Consider the following 18,444-nt stretch of genomic DNA (forward strand, 5'->3'; position numbering starts at 1 on the left):
TCGACGGGTGGCAGGACATGCCGTTGACCGAGGCCGCGCAGACCGTCCAGGTCTCCGCCTACCCCGACGCCTACGCCCAGTGGGAGCAGCAGGCCGCTGATCTGGTCGGCCAGTACTGGAACAGCTGACCCACGGCACGCACACCGACCGACCGACCGCTGGCCGGCACCCGCAACCCGGGGTGCCGGCCAACGGCGGTTCCGGTGGCCGGTGCCGCTAGTCCGGCGGGGGTGCGCGAGGCGCTGTCCCGTGTTCAGGGAGGTGACTGGCCCGGCCCGTGGATGGTCGCTCGGGGATCATGGACAGTTTCCGTTCGCGCGACACGGAAACTGGACAAGATCTGGTGCGCGCGGGTGTGGTGCACGGCCAAGCGGCGGGGTGGGGAACAACGTGGGCGCCGGGCTGGTTGTGGACAGTGTCGGTGTGACTCAGTGTCCCCGGGCCTCACCTAATATCGCCCTCGCGGAATACCGTTCGGCTGGAGCCGCGTCGTGCCACTCGCCGAGAGGCGACCTGCACACCGACACCAGCGTCGCCCCCGGCCCACCCGGTCGGGGGCGGCGCTGTCTCTACCTCTACCCAGTTGCCCGATGGCGGCGGCACAATGTTCGGGTGACTGAGTCGCAGCCTTGGTCCGAGCAGTCGGGTCTGCTCGTACTCCCCAGCGGGACGACAGTGCGCGGACGACGCATCGCCGCCTCGACCTCGCCCGCCGACTTCGCCCTGCTGTTGGCGGATGGTCCGGAGCCGGCCTGGGCACATCGGCGGATCCGGTGGCCTGATTTCTGGGTGCCGACCGATCGGGCGGATGCCCTCGACGCGCTGCGGGAGGCGCTGCGGCGTGCGCACGACGGTGCGCGCGTCGAGGTGGCCTGTCGTGGTGGGGTGGGGCGCACCGGAACCGCACTGGCCGCGCTGGCGATCCTCGACGGCCTACCGGCCGAGCGGGCAGTGGCATGGGTCCGCGAGGGTTACCACCCGAAGGCGGTGGAGACGCCCTGGCAGCGGCGCTGGCTGCGCCGCGTCGCCTGACCTTCACCGCGCCGCACCCGCGCCGCGCCGCCGGGTCGCCCCGCCCCGCCCCGCCCTGCCGCCGCACCCGCGCTGCCCCGCCGGGCCCTGCCGCGCACCGCACCGCACGGCGACGCGCACCGCACGGCGACGCGCACCGCACGGCGACGCGCACCGCACGGCGACGCGCACCGCACGGCGACGCGCACCGCACGGCGGCGGCGCGGCGGTCGGCGGTCTTACCTCTGGCCGGTCACCGCCGGCTCGTTGACGTATTCGCGCAGGTGGGTGGCGGTGAGCGTGGCACCATGGGCGACCAGGTCGGCGGGCGTGCCGGTGAAGACGATCCGCCCACCGTCGTGGCCGGCGCCCGGGCCGAGGTCGATGAGCCAGTCCGCGTGGGCCATGACCGCCTGGTGGTGCTCGATGACGATCACCGTGTTACCGGCGTCGACCATCCGGTCGAGCAGGGCCAGCAGTTGGTCCACGTCGGCGAGGTGCAGGCCGGTGGTGGGTTCGTCCAGTACGTAGGTGGTGGTCTTCTCCGCCAGGTGGATGGCGAGCTTGAGTCGTTGCCGTTCCCCGCCGGACAGGGTGGTCAGCGGCTGACCGAGGCGGAGGTAGCCCAGCCCGACGTCGGCCAGCCGACCGAGGATGAGGTGCGCCGGACCACCGGGGAAGAACGCGTACGCCTCGGTGACCGACATGGCCAGCACCTCGCTGATGTTCTTGCCGCGCAGCGTGTACGTGAGCACCTTGTCGGTGAAGCGTCGCCCCTCGCACCGTTCGCAGACGCTGGCGACGCCGGCCATCATCGCCAGGTCGGTGTAGATCAGCCCGATTCCCTTGCAGGCTGGGCAGGCGCCCTCGGAGTTGGCGCTGAACAGTGCCGCCTTGACCCCGTTGGCCTTGGCGAAGGCGGTACGGATCGGGTCGAGCAGGCCGCTGTAGGTGGCCGGGTTGCTGCGTCGGGACCCGCGGATGGGGGACTGGTCCACGATGACGACCCCGGACCGTCCGCGCAGCGAGCCGTGGATCAGTGAGCTCTTGCCGGAGCCGGCCACGCCGGTGACCACGGTGAGCACCCCGAGCGGGATGTCCACGTCCACGTCGCGCAGGTTGTGCAGGTCGGCCTGGCGGATGGCGAGTTGCCCGGTGGGTTGGCGTACCGCCTCGCGCAGTGTCACCCGGTGGTCGAGGTGCCGGCCGGTGAGGGTGTCGGAGCGGCGTAGGGCGGGCACGTCGCCGGTGAAGCAGATCCGGCCACCGTCGCTGCCGGCCCCCGGTCCGAGGTCGACGACGTGGTCGGCGATCGCGATGGTTTCCGGCTTGTGCTCGACCACCAGCACCGTGTTGCCCTTGTCGCGCAGTCGCAGCAGCAGGTCGTTCATCCGGGCGATGTCGTGCGGGTGCAGGCCGACGGTGGGTTCGTCGAAGACGTACGTGACGTCGGACAGGCTGGAGCCGAGGTGCCGGACCATTTTCACCCGTTGCGCCTCGCCGCCGGACAGGGTCGCGGATTCGCGGTCCAGGCTGAGGTAGCCCAGCCCGATCTCGACGAGGGAGTCCAGCAGGTCGCGGAGGTTGGCGACGAGCGGTGCCACCTCGGCGTCGTCGATGCCTCGGACGAACGCGGCCAGGTCGCTGATCTGCATGGCCGAGCAGTCGGCGATGGTGCGCCCGGCGATCCGCGACGACAGGGCCGCCGCGTTGAGTCGGGTGCCGCCGCAGTCGCCGCAGGTGGTGAAGGTGACCGCCCGGTCGACGAAGGCACGGATGTGCGCTTGCATCGACTCGCGGTCCTTGGCCAGGAGGAGCCGCTTGACCTTGACCGCCAGGCCCTCGTACGTCCAGTTGTTGCTGCCCACCTTGATCTTCGTGGACGGCTTGTGGAGGAGGTCGTCCCACTGTTGCGGGGTGAAGTCCTGGAGTTTGACGTCCGGGTCGAACAGGCCGGAGCCGACGATGGTCTGCCAGTACCAGGAGCCGACAGCGAAGTTGGGCACGGTGATCGCGCCGTCGTTGAGGGAACGCTCGACGTCGACCAACTGGTGTACGTCGAGGTCGGAGACCCGTCCCAGCCCCTCGCAGGTGGTGCACATGCCCTCGGGCAGGTTGAAGCTGAACGCTCCGGCACCGCCCACCTGCGGGTCACCGAGCCGGCTGAAGAGGATCCGCAGCATCGCGTACGCGTCGGTGGCGGTGCCAACAGTGGAGCGGGAGTTGACCCCCATCCGCTCCTGGTCGACGACGATGGCGGCGCTGAGGTTGCGCAGCGAGTCGACGTCCGGCCGGTTGAGGTTCGGCATGAACGACTGGAGGAAAGCGCTGTAGGTCTCGTTGATCATGCGCTGGGACTCGGCGGCGATGGTGCCGAAGACCAGCGACGACTTCCCCGAGCCGGAGACGCCGGTGAAGACGGTCAACCGGCGCTTGGGGATGTCGACCGAGACGCTGGCGAGATTGTTCTCCCGCGCTCCGCGTACCTCGATCATGTCGTGGCTGTCGGCGGCGGACCATGCTGGCTGCGACATGCGAACCCTTCACGGAGTAGTGGCGGGAGAACCTCCCACCGGGCACTGGCAGGTTCTATTGTCTCATTCATCCCCATGTAGAGACTTCTGGCGAGATCGCAGCGCCCGCCCCGGCAACACGCCCCGGAAAGTCTCAAATCACGTCGTAAGCGGTACGGTGGCTGGCGTGGACGTCGCCCCGGAGGGTCGCTTACGCGCCGTGGACCTGGCGGCCACCGTCGGGATCTCGGTGCAGCAGGTGCGCAACTACGTCGAGTTGGGGGTGCTGCCGCCGGTGCGCCGCACCGCGAGCGGTTACCGGATCTTCACGAGCGAGCACGCCCGGGCGCTGACAGTGGCGCGGCGGTTGGCCGAGGGGCACGGCTGGAGCCGTACCCGGGAGGTCATGGCCGCGGTGCACCAGGGTGACCTGCCGGCGGCCCTGGCGGCGCTCGACGGCGGCCATGCCGAGCTGGACCGGGAACGCGCCGAGATCCGCCGGGTGCTCGGCGCCTTCGAGACGGTGCTGGCCAGCCCGCCGGCGGCCCGGCCCGCGGCCCGCCACGGCGTCCGCATCGGCGAGGTCGCCACCCTGGTCGGGGTGCGGACCTCGCAGCTGCGTCTGTGGGAGCAGCGCGGGCTGCTGCGGCCGCGCCGCACCCCGGGCACCAACTACCGGGTGTACGACGACGCGGAACTACGCGCCGCGCAGGTCATCGCGTTGCTGCGCCGAGGCGCGTACCCGTTCGAGATCATCGAGGCGGTGCTGGGGGAGTTGCGGACCACCGGCAGCCCGCAGCGGGTTCGCGCCGAGCTTGCCCGCCGCGAGCAGGACCTGCACGCGCGCAGCCTGCGCCGACTGCGGGGCAGCGCCGCCCTGCACGACTACCTGCGCGCTCGCGGCGACGCCGGTTGACGGACATCCCGTCCCGGCGAGCGATCTTGTTGACTAGGGTCGGGCACATGAGAGCTGCGCTGCTGGCCTCCACGGCGTCCGCCATCCTGCTCGCTCCCGCGCCGGTCGCCGCCGCGGGAACGCCCGCCGGTCCGCCAGTGCGATGCCCACGGGTGCCGGCTCCGGCGATGTCGCGCCCGCCCCGGCCCTCGCCCCCGCCGGCCGTGCCCGAGCAGCGGGTGGTCGGCGGCGCGGCGCTGGACACGACAGGCCTTGTCGTGCCGGCCGCCGCCGCCGCGCCACCGGCGATCACGGCCACGTCGTGGCTGGTCGCCGACCTGGACAGCGGCCAGGTGCTCGGCGGTTGCGGCCCACACGAGTACGGCACGCCGGCCAGCGTGCAGAAGCTCCTGCTGGCGGCCACGATGCTGCCCCGGCTGGACCCGAAGCAGACGGTCACCGTCACCGAGGAGGACATGGTCATCGAGCCCGGCTCGTCGGCCGTGGGCCTGGTCGCGGGCGGTCGCTACACGATCGAGACGGTCTGGTTGGGTCTGCTGCTCAACTCCGGCAACGAGGCCGCGAACGTGCTGGCCCGGCTGGGTGGTGGGGCGGACGGCGCGGCCGGCGGCGTACGCGCCATGAACGAGCAGGCCCACCGGCTCGGCGCGCTCCAGACGCACGCTGTCACCCCGTCGGGGCTGGACGGCAGGGGCCAGTTCACCAGCGCGTACGACCTGGCGCTGATCGCCAGGGCCTGTTTCGCCGAGCCGACGTTCCGTCGGTACGTGTTGACCGAGCAGGCGGAGATCCCCACCCAGGCGGCGCAGCGCACCAAGGGTTTCCAGATCCAGAACGACGACCAGCTCATCTACCGGTACCCGGGTGCGCTCGGGGGCAAGACCGGTTTCACCGACCTGGCCCGGCACACATTCGTGGGTGCGGCGGAACGTGACGGGCGGCGTCTGGTGGTGACCCTGTTGGGTGCCGAGTCGGCGCCGAAGCGCGGCTGGGAGCAGGGTGCCGCCCTGTTGGACTGGGGCTTCACGCTGCCCCGGGACGCCTCCGTCGGCCGGCTGGTCGAGGCCGGGGAGTTGACCTCCACGCCGTCGCCGGGGCCGTCCGCGCTGGCGGCACCCGGCGCGCCCCGACCGGCGGCGGCCAGCGGGCCCGCGCGTACCGGCTCGGGGTGGTTGTGGGGGGTGACCGCGGCGAGCGGCGCGGCGGTGCTGGCGCTGCTGGGTGGGCTGCTGTGGCGGCGCCGCCGCCGGCTGCCCTGAGCCGCTGACCGCACAGAACCGGCGGTTGCCCTGAGCCGCTGACTGTCCGGACGGATCGACATCGGGCACGGGCCTCCATAGACTCCGGTCTTTCTGGCACCACGAGTCCAGGAGGATCACCGTGTCGAGTGAACTCGAACCGCGCCCCGGCGTGGCGGCACCCCGCCGGCCGCTGCCCGCCCTGTCCCGCCTCGCGGGAGCGACAGTGCTCGCCGGGGCGCTTGTCGTCGGGGCGTCCGCGAGCGCGGTCGCCGCGCCCGCCGCCCCCGTTGGCGCTTCCGCCGCCTCGTCCACCGCCGCCGACGCCACCACCCGACCGCCGCGCACCACCCACGGCCCGTGCGCGTACACGGAGACACCTGACGAGCCCGCGGCCCGGCCGGTGCCGCTGCCGCCCGACCCGCGACGGACCCCGGCCCGGGGCAGTGTGCGGGTGACCCTGAAGACCAACCACGGGCCGATCGGGCTGACCCTGGACCGGGCCGCCGCGCCGTGCACAGTGCAGAGCTTCCTGCACCTGGTCGGCAAGCGCTTCTACGACCGCACCCCGTGCCACCGGCTCACCGCGTACCCCACGCTGAGCGTGTTGCAGTGCGGTGACCCGTCCGGCACCGGCGAGGGCGGCCCGGGGTACCGGTACCGCGACGAACTGCCGACCGGCCTCCCGCCCGCGCCCACCGACCCGACCGGGGAGCGCCGGGTGTACGCCCGGGGTGTGCTGGCCATGGCCAACGCCGGGCCGGACACCAACGGCAGCCAGTTCTTCCTGGTCTACGCCAACTCGGCGCTGCGGCCGAACTACACGATCTTCGGCGAGGTCGACGCGGCCGGGCTGGCCACCCTGGACCGGATCGCCGCCGGGGGAGTGGCACCGACCGCCGAGGACCCGGCGCCGGTCGACGGCGCGCCAGCGCTGCCGGTGACCATCAACAAGGCCGTCCGCGCGCACCACCACCACTGACCGCGCGGCGCGGTGGGCGGCCCCCGGTCGCTCACCGCGCCGGCCGGGTCACCCCGGCAGCCGAAATTTTCGGGATCGGACCGGAACTGGTCCACCCGGTCTCCGACCCGGTTCCGACCGTCACGACGGGCCGGGCGACCCGGACGGTGGGGCGGTGCTGTCGCGCACGACCAACTCGGTGGCGAGTTCCACCCGCGGCGAGTCGATGCCCTCACCCTGGGCCAGGCGCAGCACGGTCCGTGCCGCCAACCGTCCCATCTCGACCAACGGTTGGCGCACGGTGGTCAGCGGTGGCGACGCCCAGCGGGCCTCCGGCAGGTCGTCGAAGCCGATGACGCTCACGTCGTCGGGCACCCGCAGCCCTCGGCGCCGGATGGCCTCGTAGACCCCGAAGGCCATCTGGTCACTCGCGGCGAAGATGCCGGTCGGCGGATCGGCGAGGTCGAGCAGCGCGGTCCCGCCGGCGAACCCGGAGGAGTGGTAGAAGTCGCCCGGGTAGATCAGCGCGTCGTCCACCGGCACTCCGGCGCTCTCCAGCCCGGCCCGGTACCCGTCGAGCCGGGCCCGGCTGCACAGCAGGTGCGCCGGCCCCGCCACCAGGCCGATGCGCCGGTGCCCGATGGCGAGCAGGTGCTCGGTCGCGGCCATCCCGCCGGCCCAGTTGGTGGCACCGATCGTCGGCACGTCCATGGCCGGGACGCCGGCCGGGTCGACGACCACCACCGGCACGTTGAGGCGGCGCAGTTGCGCGTGCAGCGGCGGGCTCAGGTGCGAGGTCACGAAGATGACGCCGTCGGTGGCCCGGGTGCGCAGGTTCTGGAGCCACTGCCGGGCGGCGGTGGGCTGTCGGTGGATCGCGGAGACCACAGTGCCGACACCCGCGCCGTGCCCGACATCCTCCACGCCCCGGATGATCTCCACGGCCCAGGGGCTGTCCAGGTCGTTGAAGACCAGGTCGACGAGGCCGGCGCGGCGGACGCTGCGGCTGGTGCGACGCCGGTAGCCGTGGTGGCGCAGCAACTCCTCGACTCGCTCCCGGGTGCCCGGGGCGACATCGGAGCGACCGTTGAGCACCCGTGACACGGTCGGCACCGACACCCCGGCCTCCCGTGCGATCGCGGTGATGGTCACCCTGCGTCCGTCGTCCGCGCCCACCCGCGTCTCCTTCACCGAGCCGGAAGAACGACGACGAGACGTCGTCAACCGAGGATCCCGGAACGGTGTGTCCGTTCCACGCGTCATCTTGCCTCACCGACGGGGGTTGACGACATGCCAGGTCGGTTCTAGCGTTCGGCAAAGTTGCGGAAGCTTTCCGGAAGTTCGGCGAACCGAGGGCGGCATGTACACCGATCTACCTGAGGAACAGCTGCGCGACTACCGGGGCATCGTCCGGGAACCAGCGGACTTCGACGATTTTTGGGCCGACACCCTGGCGGAGGCCCGGGACGCCGGTTGGCCGGTCCGGGCCGAGCCGGTCGCGACCGAGTTGACGAGCATCGACGTGCTCGACGTGACCTTCGCGGGGTTCGCCGGCCAGACCGTGCGAGCCTGGCTGCGGGTGCCCCACGGCGCCGACGCGGCACTGCCCACTGTGGTCCAGTTCGCCGGCTACGGCGGCGGGCGCGGGCACCCGCTGGAGAACCTGCTCTGGGCGGCGGCCGGGTTCGCGCACCTCCAGATGGACACCCGGGGGCAGGGCTCGGGATGGAGCCGAGGCGACACCCCGGACCCCGGCGTGGCCGGCCCGGAGGCACCAGGCGTCACCACCCGCGGCCTCACCGACCCGAAGACGTACTACTACCGGCGGCTGATCACCGACGCGGTCCGGGCGGTGGACGCCGTCCGGACCCTGCCGCTCGTCGACCCGACCCGGGTGGCGGTGCTCGGGCACAGCCAGGGCGGCGGGTTGGCGCTCGCCGCCGGTGCGCTGGCACCCGGGGTGCGGGCGGTGGTCGCGCACGTGCCGTTCCTCTGCGACATCCCACGCGCGGTGGTGACCACCGCCGTCCGCCCCTACCGGGAGATCCGCGACTACCTGGCGATCCACCGCGACGCCGAGGAACGGGTGCTGACCACCCTCGCGTACGTCGACGGCGTCAACTTCGCCCGGCGCTGCCGCCGCCCGGCGAAGTACTCGGTGGCGTTGATGGACGACATCGTGCCCCCGTCGACGGTCTACGCGGCCTTCAACGCGCACGCCGGGCCGACCGAGTTGGCGGTGTGGCGGTACAACGGCCACGAGGCCGGCGGGATCGACGACGACGAGGCGGCGCTGGTCTTCCTCCGCGACCACCTGACCGGGGGCTGAGCCGGCACCGCGTGCCGGGCTGGCTGATCCGGCACCCCGTGCCGGGCGGGGCTGATAGACAGGACTGATGCGCCACCGCATCGCCGTCGTGCTCGCGGTCGCCGCGCTGCTCGGTGGTTGTTCCCGACCGGAACCCCGCCCGACGCCGGCCGCGCCACCGTCGACGCCGGCCAGCCCCACGCCGAGCCCCGCACCCACCGCGTCCGCCAGCGCCGCCGCCGCGCCGAGGCTGCCGGGGTTCGTGGTGCTGACCGACCTGGACCCACGCATCCACGCCGACATCCGCTACGCCACGGCGCACAACTTCGTCGGCCGCCCGATCACCGGCTACGCCGAGCCGCTGTGCCTGCTCACCCGGCAGGCCGCCGAGGCGCTGCGCCGGGTGCAGGACGCCGCGCTGGCCGGTGGGCACAGCCTCAAGGTGTACGACTGCTACCGCCCGCAGCCGGCGGTGGACGACTTCGTCGCCTGGTCGAAGCGCCCCGGCGAGCAGCAGACCAAGGCCGAGTTCTACCCGGACGTGGCCAAGGACCGGCTCTTCGCCGAGGGCTACATCGGGGCACCCACCGCGCACAGCCGCGGCAGCACCATGGACCTGACGCTCGTCGACGAGCCCGCCGCCGGCCAGCCCGCGTACCGGGCCGGGCAGCCGCTCGTCGCCTGCACCGCGCCCCGGGCGCGGCGCTTCGCCGACAACAGCATCGACATGGGTACGGGCTTCGACTGTTTCGACTCCCGGGCGCACACCGCCGACGCCCGGATCACCGGGTCGCCGCGGGACAACCGGCGGTTGTTGCAGCGGTTGATGACCGACGCCGGCTTCGTCAACTACGACCGGGAGTGGTGGCACTACAGCCTGCGCGAGGAGCCGTACCCGGACACGTTCTTCGCCGCGCCGGTCGCCCGCTCGTCGGTCGGCTGACCGCCCGGCCCGGCGGCACCGCTGCCGCTGCCTACGGCATGATCGCTGTCATGAGCACCGAACGGATCGGCCCCCCGGTCACCGGCGAGGAGCGGGAGACGCTGCGCGCCTTCCTCGACTTCCATCGGGCGACCCTGGCCCTCAAATGCGAGGGTCTGTCCGACGAGCAGCTACGTCGGCAGTCGATGCCGCCATCCACGCTGAGCCTGCTCGGCCTGGTGCGGCACATGGCGGAGGTGGAACGCGCCTGGTTCCGGCGGGTCATCGACGGCGAGGACATTCCGTTGGTCTGGTCGGAGACCGGCGACTTCCAGCAGGCGTACGACGCCAGCTCGGCCACCCGTGCGGAAGCGTTCGCCGCCTGGGAGCGTGAGGTCGAGCACGCCCGCCGGATCGAGCGCGCTGCCCCGTCGCTCGACGTGACCGGCCACAACGTCCGCTCCGGCGAGACCGTGTCGCTGCGGCTGGTGATGCTGCACCTGATCCACGAGTACGCCCGGCACAACGGGCACGCCGACTTCCTCCGCGAGGGCATCGACGGCACCGTTGGCGTCTAGGGGCGCCGTGCGCGAAGCCGGTGGGACGTGGGCACGCCGCGCGGTCACACCCACGCGAGGCGTTGTCGGCGAGGCTGAGGGGACCGCTCCCTGCGGGTCAGGTCCAGTAGAGGATCCGGCAGGCCGGCACCCGGGTCGCCAGCTCGGCGGTGAACCAGGCGCGCAGCTCGGCCATGGTGTCGCGCGGGTAGACGTACTTCACCGCGCCGAACCTGCCGTGCTTGCGGCTGCGCGACTCCTCGTCCATCTCCAGCCGGGTGCGCGGGTACCAGCCGAGCAACACCTCCTTGCTGCCCGGCGTGAACCGGTGGGTGATCAGCTCGGCGGTCAGGTCCAGCTCGGGAACCCCGTCGACCGTCGCGCGGACCTGGTCGAGCAACTCGCCGTAGCGGTCCCGCCAGTCGGGCAGCGCGATGATCGGGGCGATGGTCAGCCCGACCGGGTAGCCGTCGAGGGCGAGCCGGCGCAGTGCGGCCAGCCGCTGCGGCACCCGGGCGGTGCCGCCCTCGAAGCGTTCGCTCACCGGGGCGCAGTTGACGCTGAAGCGGACCCGGGTGCGGCCGGCGTGCGGCAGGCCGACGAAGGTGTCCACGTCGGCGTACTTGGTGGTCCAGCGCAGTTGCACGGGCGCGTCCCAGTCGGCGAAGTGCTGCACCGCCCGCCGCCAGCTCCCGGTCAGGTGCTCCAGCGCCAGGGGATCGGTGTAGCAGGACGCCTCGAAGGTGGTGCCCTCGTCGGCGCGCCGCGCGTTGCGGCTGGTCACCGTCCCGCGCCCGGCGTACGCGCCAAGCCCGGCCAGGATGTCGTCGAGATCCGCGTACACCCGGGTCACCGGTGGGCCGGACAGTGATCCGGCGAGGTAGCAGTACTGGCAGTGTGCCGGGCAGCCCTCGGCGAGGTCGACCCGCCAGTCGGCGCTGGGCGCGATGGGTTGCAGGGTGCGCCGCGAGGGTGGGCTCACCACGATCGCCATTGTGGCCTTGGCCCGCGCGTACGTCTCCCGGTCGGTAGGTCCGCGTACCCCGGTGAGCCGGTTGGAGCGCAGGTGTTCCACCTCGATGCCCTGTGCCCGCACCCGCTCGACGATCCGCTGGCCGTGCGGGTGGTCCAGGGCGGCCGGGGTGGCCACCACCCGACGCGGGGTCCAGCGGTGGGCCGGTCGGGCCGCGGGTGCGAGCCCGGCGAGGTCACGGGTCGGCACCCACTCGCCGCTGGCGTCGTGTGGTGCGGCGGGCACGTCGACGGCGAGTGGCTGGTCGACGTCGACGGCATCCGGGCTGGTCATCCGGCCGGGGTACCCGCTGTCGCGGGAATCCCACCCGATCGGCCGGCTCGCGATTGACGCCACCGGTGACACCGCATAACCTTTCGTCTATCTGTAAACCTTGTGAACAGATCCAGGTCGACGCGGCGGCGCGTCCCCACCGAAGGGACGATCAGGTGATCGCAGAACTCTCCTCCCGTACCAGACGAATCCTGTCGTTGTTCGTCGCCCTCGTCGTCGCGCTGAGCGCCGGCCTCGCGGTCAACGCCTCACGGAGTGCGCAGGCCGCGCCGACGTTCAAGGTCCTGGCCTTCTACAACGGCACCTGGGACGCCGCGCACATCGACTTCGTCAAGGACGCCCGGGCCTGGTTCCCGCAGGCCGCCGCCCAGTACGGCTTCTCCTGGGAGGCCACCAACAACTGGAGCCTGCTGAACACCGCGAACCTGGCCCAGTACAAGGTCGTCATGTTCCTCGACGACGCACCGCCGACCGCGCAGCGGGCCGCGTTCCAGCAGTACATGCAGAACGGCGGGGCGTGGCTGGGCTTCCACGTCAGCGCCTGGACCGACAACCCGTCGAGCTGGAGTTGGTACTACAACACCTTCCTCGGCTCCGGCTCGTTCCGGACCAACACCTGGCTCCCGACCCGGGTCACCATGCGCGCCGACAACCGCACGCACCCCGCCACCCGGAACCTGCCCGCGACGTTCCCCTCGTCGATCAGCGAGTGGTACTCCTGGAGCAACGACCTGCGGCAGAACCCCAACATCGACATCCTCGCCTCGGTCGACCCGTCCAGCTTCCCGGTCGGCACCGACCCCGCCCAGTCCTGGTACGGCGGCTACTACCCGCTGGTCTGGAGCAACAGGCAGTACAAGATGATCTACGCCAACTTCGGGCACAACGCGATGAACTACAACACCAACACCGGGCTGTCGTCCACGTTCGACAGCGCCCAGCAGAACCAGCTGCTGATCGACGGGCTGCACTGGCTCGCCGGGGCGAGCACCGTCCCCCCGACCACGCCCCCGCCGAGCGACGGCATCTCACCGACGGCCTGGCACACAGTGGTCAACCGGGGCAACGGCAAGTGCGTGGACGCGCGGGCCGCCGCCAGCGCGAACGGCACGGCCATCCAGCAGTACGCGTGCAACAGCAGCGCCGCCCAGCAGTACCAGTTCGTGCCGACCAGCGGCGGCTACCTGCGGGTCAACAACCGCAACAACGCCGCCCAGGTGCTCGACGTGACCGACCGCTCCACCGCCGACTCGGCGCCGATCCAGCTCTGGTCCTACAGCGGCGGCAACAACCAACAGTGGCGTGCCGAGTCCGAGGGCGGCGGCTACTACCGCCTGGTCAACCGGCTCAGCGGCAAGTGCCTCGACGTGCCCGGGGCGTCCACTGCGGACAGCGTCCAGCTAGCCCAGTACACCTGCAACGGCACCGCGGCGCAGTCGTTCCGGCTGGTGCCGCAGTCCTAGTCCCGCCCGGCCCGGCGAACCCGTCTGCCGCTCCGCCTCATCGGTCGGCACGACCAGGGGTCGGGTACTTCGGCTCCGTCACCACGGCACCTGACAATGGTGGCGGAGCCGAAGCCGACAGGGGTCGCCAGCGGCCAGCGGCCACGTCCCCGGGAGGTGCCGGGGGTGCCGGCGGGGCCGCTACGACACCTGAGCGGCCCGACCGAACCGGGCGGCGACGGCACGCACGACGGCGTGCAGCTCCGGCGGGTCGAGCACGTCGAAGTCGACCTCCAGGGTGCTGATGAACGCGGCCAGATTGCCCAGCGACTCCCCACCGGTGTGCAGCAGGCAGGTCCGCTCGTCGATCGCCTCCAGCAGGCCCGCCGTGCTGGGGATCCGCTGCGCCATCTGGTCCGCCGACGCGTGCAGGCGTACCCGTGCCGGGTGCGGCCAGGCGGCGGAGCCGACGCCGCGCAGCACGTGCGCGACCGCGTCGCCACCTGGCGGCTCTCGGGGTGCGAAGCGCGGGCCGGTCGGCACCCGGGGCTGGATCCGGTCGGCGCGGAAGGTGCGCCAGTCGGCCCGGTCGGTGTCCCAGCCCAGCAGGTACCAGCGCCGCCCGGTGTAGACCAGTCGGTACGGCTCGACGTCGCGCACGGTGGCCGTGCCATCGTGTCCGGCGTAGTCGAACCGCAGCCGCTCCGCCCGGTGCACCGCCGTCGAGATGGCGGTGATCGTGTCGGCGTCCACGGTGGGGCCGCCGCCCGCGGCCGAGACCGTCGCCGCCCGCAGGGCGTCCACCCGGTGCCGCAGCCGTGCCGGCAACGACTGTTCCAGCTTCGCCAGCGCGCGCAGCGACGTCTCCTCGATGCCGGTCACCGAACCGCCGGCGGCGGCCCGCAGCCCGACGGCCACCGCCACGGCCTCGTCGTCGTCGAGCAGCAGCGGCGGCAGGGCCGATCCGGCACCGAGCCGGTAGCCCCCGGCGACCCCGGGGTGGGACTCGATCTGGTAGCCCAGCACCCGCAGTCGCTCCACGTCGGTGCGGACGGTGCGGGTGGTGACCGCCAGTCGGTCGGCCAGCTCCGCGCCGGACCACTCCCGGCGAACCTGTAGGAGGGTCAGCAGCCGCAGCAGGCGCACCGAGGTCTCCACCATGCCCGCGAGTCTGCCCTACCGTCGCGGAGCCGGCCCTCAGGTCGTGCGCTCCAGGAGGGTGATGCTCAGCAGCGGGTACCGCCACCGCTGGGTCTCCCGGTAGCCGGCGCTGATGCGCGCCCGCTTGCCGGGGACCATGTCGCGTAGCGGGTCGGCCGAGGGATCGGCCCCGACGACCCAGACGCGCGGCGGGGTGCCCAGGCAGGTGGCGTCCGGGCATTCGGTTGCCAGGAACCGGCCGTCGCGGCGTTGCGGGGCGACGCGCAGCACGTCCGGGGGGCGTGGGGCGGGCAGGTAGCGCTCGTAGATGTCGCGTGGCGACCAGGGGATGCTCGGGTGGCTGTCCGGAAACACCACGACGTCGCCGGGTTGGTAGCGGGGACCGATGACCGCCGCGACGCGGTACGAGTCCTGGCTGTGACCGGCGTGGGCGCGCACGGCGACGTGTGCGGGGAAGGCCAGGACGACGGCCAGGCCGACCGCGACGACTGCCGACGACCGCCCGACCTGGGCCAGGGCGGACGCCGCGAGGACGGCCAGCGCCGGCAGCACGACCAGTACGTAGCGGGCCACCCAGACGTGCAGGTGGGTGCCGGCGAGCAACAGCAGCACCATCGGGACGAACGCCGCGCCGGCCAGGCAGACGGACGCCGCGGCTCGGCGTACGCCGAGAACAGCGAGGACGAGGACGAGTCCGCCGACGGCCGCGGAGTGGAAGAGCCGTTCCGGGAACGCCTGGAGGGCGGCCAGGTTGACAAGCGCGATCCAGGACACCTGGGCCGCCTGCCCCCAGCCCCAGACGGACAGCGTGAGCGCCGGCAGCACTCCCGCACCGGCCGCCGCCACCCACCGCCGCACCGTCCGCCAGCCCTGGGCACGTCGGGGAAGCTGCCACCAGCCGACCGCGACGGCGTGACCCGCGAGCATCAGCAGACCGTTGAGCGGATGCAGCAGCCCGACGAGACCGACCGCGGTGGCGTAGCCGGCGAGGCGTCGGCGGGTGGGCTCCTCCAGCAGGCCGATCAGGAACCACACGGCGACAGCGGCACCGAGGACCACCAGGGCGTAGGACCGGGCCTCCTGCGCGTACCGGGAGGTCACCGGCAGGATCGCGAAGAGCAGCCCCGCCAACAGGCCCGTCCCGGTGCCGCCGAGTCGACGCCCGAGCGCGGTCACCACCACCGTGGCGACGGTGACGGCGGCGACCGAGGGCAGCCGCAACGCGGCCGTGGACGTGCCGGCCACGGCGGTGTACGCCTTCATCAGGGCGTAGTAGGGCATCAGGACCGCGTCCACCGAACCGGCGAGTTGCCACAGCTGCGACCAGCTCAACCGGACAGCGCCCCAGGTGGCCAACTCGTCGGCCCAGAGCGCCGGACCGGTCAGCCGCCACCCGCCCAGCACCAGCGCCACCAGCGCGGGGGCCGCCCAGCTCAGCACCGCCCAGCTCAGCACCGCCCAGCTCAGCACCGCCCAGCCAGACCCCCTGCCGTACGCCTTCCGATCCGCGTCCGTACCCGTCAGGTCCGCTGCGGTGTCGATGGTGCCGCCGCGGTGCGACGGCCAGGTGGTGGTGATGGCGATTCTCCCGGAACAGGGGCGCGGACAGTGCCCGCGCGAAGCTAGCCGGGCCAGGTGAGTACGCCACGTCGCGCAGTCGGACAGACGGTGAACAGCGTGCCGGCGGCCGGTAACGGCGATATCCATTGCGGACGCGCCGTAGCCCTCCTAGTCTCGTCGACGCAAGGTCGACCGAGCACACCCGGAGGGAGTACGCCGTGCCGCGACGCATCCGCACCGATGCCGCCCGGCGCCTGCTTCCTGCCGGCGCGTCCGTGCTCGGCAGTGCCAGATCCTGTGCCGATGGCGCGTTGCGGGGCAACGAGCCGGGGTGGCGCGACTGACGCCGACGCTGACGCGTCCGCCGGCCGCCCATCCCACCGGGATCGGGCGGCCGTTTCCCATCCGCGCCCGCCACCGGACCCGGCCGGACAAGATTTGATCATTATCGGTCACCGCACGACAGAAGGAGACCACGATGGGATTCACCCCCCTCGCCGGCACCCGGGCACCGGTCCGGGTCTGGACCGACCCGTACGCCATCGAGCCGCAGGCCGCCCGGCAACTACGCAACATCGGCGCGCTGCCCTGGGTGCAGGGCGTCGCCGTCATGCCCGACGTGCACTTCGGCAAGGGCGCCACGGTCGGCTCGGTCATCGCCATGCGGCAGGCCGTCTCGCCGGCCGCGGTCGGCGTCGACATCGGCTGCGGCATGTCGGCGGTGCGCACCTCGCTGACCGCCGCCGACCTGCCGGACGACCTGGCCGGGCTGCGGTCCGCGATCGAGGCCACCATCCCGGTCGGCTTCGCCCAGCGGCAGGACTCGGTCGACACGCGTCGGATCCGTGGTCTGGAGCAGGCCGGCTGGGACGACTTCTGGGGCCGCTTCGCGGGCCTGGACCGGCGGGTGGCGCAACTGGAGACCCGGGCGCGGCGGCAGCTCGGCACCCTCGGTGGGGGCAACCACTTCATCGAGGTCTGCCTGGAGCAGGGCGGTGCCGACCAGGGCCGGGTGTGGCTGATGCTGCACTCCGGGTCCCGCAACATCGGCAAGGAACTGGCCGAACGGCACATCGGGGTGGCCCGGGGGCTGCCGCACAACGCCGACCTGCCCGACCGGGACCTGGCGGTGTTCCTCACCGGCACCCCGGAGATGGACGCGTACCGGCGGGACCTGTGGTGGGCGCAGGAGTACGCGCGGCGCAACCGGGCGGTCATGCTGGCTCTGCTCTGCGGTGTGGTGCGCGAGCACTTCCCGCAGGTCGGCTACGACGAGCCGATCTCGTGCCACCACAACTACGTCTCGGAGGAGAGCTACGACGGGGTGGAGGTGCTTGTCACCCGCAAGGGCGCCATCCGGGCCGGCCGGGGCGACCTGGGCATCATCCCCGGCTCGATGGGCACCGGGTCGTACATCGTGCGGGGTCGGGGTAACCCGGACGCGTACTGCTCGGCCTCGCACGGGGCCGGGCGGCGGATGTCGCGGGCGCAGGCCAAGCGGACGTTCAGCACGGCGGACCTGGCCACGCAGACCGCCGGGGTGGAGTGCCGCAAGGACGCCGGGGTGGTCGACGAGATCCCCGGCGCGTACAAGGACATCACCGAGGTGATGGCCCAGCAGGACGACCTGGTCGAGGTGGTGGCGCACCTCAAGCAGGTGGTCTGCGTGAAGGGCTGACGTGCCGCGCGGGCCGGGCTGACCGGCCCGCGCGGTGACGCTCAGAACCCGACGAGGACCCGGCGCAGGTCGTCAAGGGTGAGCGGGCCGGTCACCCGCACGCCCTCTGGGGTGTACGCGGACCCGAGCCGGCCGACCGCCAACCGCAGCCACGCCTCGGCGGGTGCGGTCAGCTCACCGTCGGCCCGCTCCGGCGCGTCGACAACCTCGACCTTCTCGCCCAGCCGCAACCCGAACGTCCGCTCCGGTGCGTGCAGGCGAACCAGCAGGGTCGTCTCCCGCCCGGCCAGCTCCTGCGGACGGCTGCTCCAGCCCAGCAGGCCGGCGACGTGGTCGAGCAGCAGCGTCACCGCATCCGGCGTCACCGCCGCGAACTGGTTGAACGCCACCTCCGCGTCCCACTGGTGCAGCGCGAGCTCGCTGAGCCGGAACCGGGCCGCGGTGGCCACGTCGACCGGTTCCGGCAGGAAGCCGAGGTCGATCCGCATCGACGCCCGGGTCTCGGGGTCCAGCGCCTCGTACGCCTCGACCAGCCGCTCGTTGGCGGCCAGGAACCCGGCGGCGTGCTCGGCCGGGGACATCGCTTCCCAGCGCGCCCAGACGCCACGGTTGAAGTCGCCGTCCGGGCCGGGCGTGCCGGTGCGGGCGGCGTCCAGCGTCGCCAGGTTGATCTCGGCGCCGCTGCCCAGGTGGCTCAGCACCTGCGACACCTGCCACTCGCTGGCTCCCGACGGGCGGAGCAGGTCGTCTTCCTTGAGGTCGCGGACGAGCGCGGCAAGCTCCTCGTGGCCCGCACGCAGAGCGGTGATGATCTGGTCAGCAGGGGTCGGCATGGATCTCCTCAAACGGATTTTCGACGATGGTCGGGACG

Annotated in this window: 15 protein-coding genes; 9 read left to right on the plus strand and 6 right to left on the minus strand. The window is 72.6% G+C overall.

Annotated elements, in window-relative coordinates; genetic code table 11:
* The first annotated feature begins 612 nt into the window (after positions 1-612).
* Positions 613-1,032, plus strand: a complete 420-nt coding sequence (locus AB0A95_RS25400) for a protein-tyrosine phosphatase family protein (protein WP_357558258.1) — start codon at positions 613-615, stop codon at positions 1,030-1,032.
* A gap of 218 nt (positions 1,033-1,250) precedes the next feature.
* Here AB0A95_RS25400 and AB0A95_RS25405 read toward each other — a convergent pair whose 3' ends face one another.
* On the minus strand, positions 1,251-3,545 hold the full coding sequence (locus tag AB0A95_RS25405) for an excinuclease ABC subunit UvrA (protein ID WP_357558259.1): 2,295 nt from the start codon (positions 3,543-3,545) through the stop codon (positions 1,251-1,253).
* Positions 3,546-3,711: 166 nt separating this feature from the next.
* Here AB0A95_RS25405 and AB0A95_RS25410 point away from each other — a divergent pair, with 166 nt between their 5' ends.
* The 3 genes from AB0A95_RS25410 to AB0A95_RS25420 all read left to right on the plus strand — a co-directional run bounded on the left by AB0A95_RS25410 (position 3,712) and on the right by AB0A95_RS25420 (position 6,660).
* The gene (locus AB0A95_RS25410; protein ID WP_357558260.1) at positions 3,712-4,440 is read left to right on the plus strand and encodes a MerR family transcriptional regulator; all 729 of its coding nucleotides are present in this window, start codon (positions 3,712-3,714) and stop codon (positions 4,438-4,440) included.
* 47 nt (positions 4,441-4,487) lie between these two features.
* Positions 4,488-5,699 (plus strand): D-alanyl-D-alanine carboxypeptidase, encoded by a 1,212-nt coding sequence (locus tag AB0A95_RS25415; protein WP_357558261.1) that lies wholly within the window; start codon positions 4,488-4,490, stop codon positions 5,697-5,699.
* Between the two features lie 121 nt (positions 5,700-5,820).
* Positions 5,821-6,660, plus strand: coding sequence for a peptidylprolyl isomerase (locus tag AB0A95_RS25420; RefSeq protein ID WP_357558262.1), 840 nt, complete (start codon positions 5,821-5,823; stop codon positions 6,658-6,660).
* A gap of 120 nt (positions 6,661-6,780) precedes the next feature.
* Here the strand turns inward: AB0A95_RS25420 and AB0A95_RS25425 are convergent, their stop codons facing one another.
* A complete protein-coding gene (locus tag AB0A95_RS25425; protein ID WP_357558263.1) occupies positions 6,781-7,815 on the minus strand; it encodes a LacI family DNA-binding transcriptional regulator in 1,035 nt (344 codons plus the stop codon).
* 184 nt (positions 7,816-7,999) lie between these two features.
* Here AB0A95_RS25425 and AB0A95_RS25430 point away from each other — a divergent pair, with 184 nt between their 5' ends.
* The 3 genes from AB0A95_RS25430 to AB0A95_RS25440 all read left to right on the plus strand — a co-directional run bounded on the left by AB0A95_RS25430 (position 8,000) and on the right by AB0A95_RS25440 (position 10,447).
* The gene (locus AB0A95_RS25430; protein ID WP_357558264.1) at positions 8,000-8,968 is read left to right on the plus strand and encodes an acetylxylan esterase; all 969 of its coding nucleotides are present in this window, start codon (positions 8,000-8,002) and stop codon (positions 8,966-8,968) included.
* Positions 8,969-9,035: 67 nt separating this feature from the next.
* Positions 9,036-9,890, plus strand: coding sequence for a M15 family metallopeptidase (locus AB0A95_RS25435; protein WP_357558265.1), 855 nt, complete (start codon positions 9,036-9,038; stop codon positions 9,888-9,890).
* 50 nt (positions 9,891-9,940) lie between these two features.
* A complete protein-coding gene (locus AB0A95_RS25440; RefSeq protein ID WP_357558266.1) occupies positions 9,941-10,447 on the plus strand; it encodes a DinB family protein in 507 nt (168 codons plus the stop codon).
* A 97-nt stretch (positions 10,448-10,544) separates the two neighbouring features.
* Here the strand turns inward: AB0A95_RS25440 and AB0A95_RS25445 are convergent, their stop codons facing one another.
* The gene (locus AB0A95_RS25445) at positions 10,545-11,732 is read right to left on the minus strand and encodes a spore photoproduct lyase family protein (protein WP_357558267.1); all 1,188 of its coding nucleotides are present in this window, start codon (positions 11,730-11,732) and stop codon (positions 10,545-10,547) included.
* A 155-nt stretch (positions 11,733-11,887) separates the two neighbouring features.
* On the opposite strand from AB0A95_RS25445, the gene AB0A95_RS25450 reads away from it, so the two are divergent.
* Complete coding sequence (locus tag AB0A95_RS25450; RefSeq protein WP_357558268.1) at positions 11,888-13,195, plus strand: RICIN domain-containing protein; 1,308 nt, start codon at positions 11,888-11,890, stop codon at positions 13,193-13,195.
* 180 nt (positions 13,196-13,375) lie between these two features.
* On the opposite strand, the gene AB0A95_RS25455 is transcribed toward AB0A95_RS25450, so the two are convergent.
* Positions 13,376-14,335 carry a YafY family protein gene (locus AB0A95_RS25455; RefSeq protein ID WP_357558269.1) on the minus strand — a complete coding sequence of 320 codons (960 nt, stop codon included), beginning with the start codon at positions 14,333-14,335 and terminating at the stop codon, positions 13,376-13,378.
* Between the two features lie 36 nt (positions 14,336-14,371).
* A complete protein-coding gene (locus tag AB0A95_RS25460) occupies positions 14,372-15,805 on the minus strand; it encodes a glycosyltransferase family 39 protein (protein ID WP_357558270.1) in 1,434 nt (477 codons plus the stop codon).
* 568 nt (positions 15,806-16,373) lie between these two features.
* Here AB0A95_RS25460 and AB0A95_RS25465 point away from each other — a divergent pair.
* Positions 16,374-17,573 (plus strand): RtcB family protein, encoded by a 1,200-nt coding sequence (locus AB0A95_RS25465; protein ID WP_357558271.1) that lies wholly within the window; start codon positions 16,374-16,376, stop codon positions 17,571-17,573.
* 41 nt (positions 17,574-17,614) lie between these two features.
* Here the strand turns inward: AB0A95_RS25465 and AB0A95_RS25470 are convergent, their stop codons facing one another.
* Positions 17,615-18,406, minus strand: a complete 792-nt coding sequence (locus tag AB0A95_RS25470) for a maleylpyruvate isomerase family mycothiol-dependent enzyme (protein ID WP_357558272.1) — start codon at positions 18,404-18,406, stop codon at positions 17,615-17,617.
* Positions 18,407-18,444 lie beyond the last annotated feature (38 nt).

Source organism: Micromonospora sp. NPDC049230, from assembly GCF_040647875.1.
Taxonomy (GTDB): Bacteria; Actinomycetota; Actinomycetes; order Mycobacteriales; family Micromonosporaceae; genus Micromonospora.

Bases quoted from the DNA above. Each gene is read 5' to 3' on its own strand.
- AB0A95_RS25405 (WP_357558259.1), bottom strand. From the start codon at position 3,545: ATGTCGCAGCCAGCATGGTCCGCCGCCGACAGCCACGACATGATCGAG.
- AB0A95_RS25415 (WP_357558261.1), top strand. From the start codon at position 4,488: ATGAGAGCTGCGCTGCTGGCCTCCACGGCGTCCGCCATCCTGCTCGCT.
- AB0A95_RS25430 (WP_357558264.1), top strand. From the start codon at position 8,000: ATGTACACCGATCTACCTGAGGAACAGCTGCGCGACTACCGGGGCATC.
- AB0A95_RS25435 (WP_357558265.1), top strand. From the start codon at position 9,036: ATGCGCCACCGCATCGCCGTCGTGCTCGCGGTCGCCGCGCTGCTCGGT.
- AB0A95_RS25440 (WP_357558266.1), top strand. From the start codon at position 9,941: ATGAGCACCGAACGGATCGGCCCCCCGGTCACCGGCGAGGAGCGGGAG.
- AB0A95_RS25445 (WP_357558267.1), bottom strand. From the start codon at position 11,732: ATGACCAGCCCGGATGCCGTCGACGTCGACCAGCCACTCGCCGTCGAC.
- AB0A95_RS25455 (WP_357558269.1), bottom strand. From the start codon at position 14,335: ATGGTGGAGACCTCGGTGCGCCTGCTGCGGCTGCTGACCCTCCTACAG.
- AB0A95_RS25465 (WP_357558271.1), top strand. From the start codon at position 16,374: ATGGGATTCACCCCCCTCGCCGGCACCCGGGCACCGGTCCGGGTCTGG.
- AB0A95_RS25470 (WP_357558272.1), bottom strand. From the start codon at position 18,406: ATGCCGACCCCTGCTGACCAGATCATCACCGCTCTGCGTGCGGGCCAC.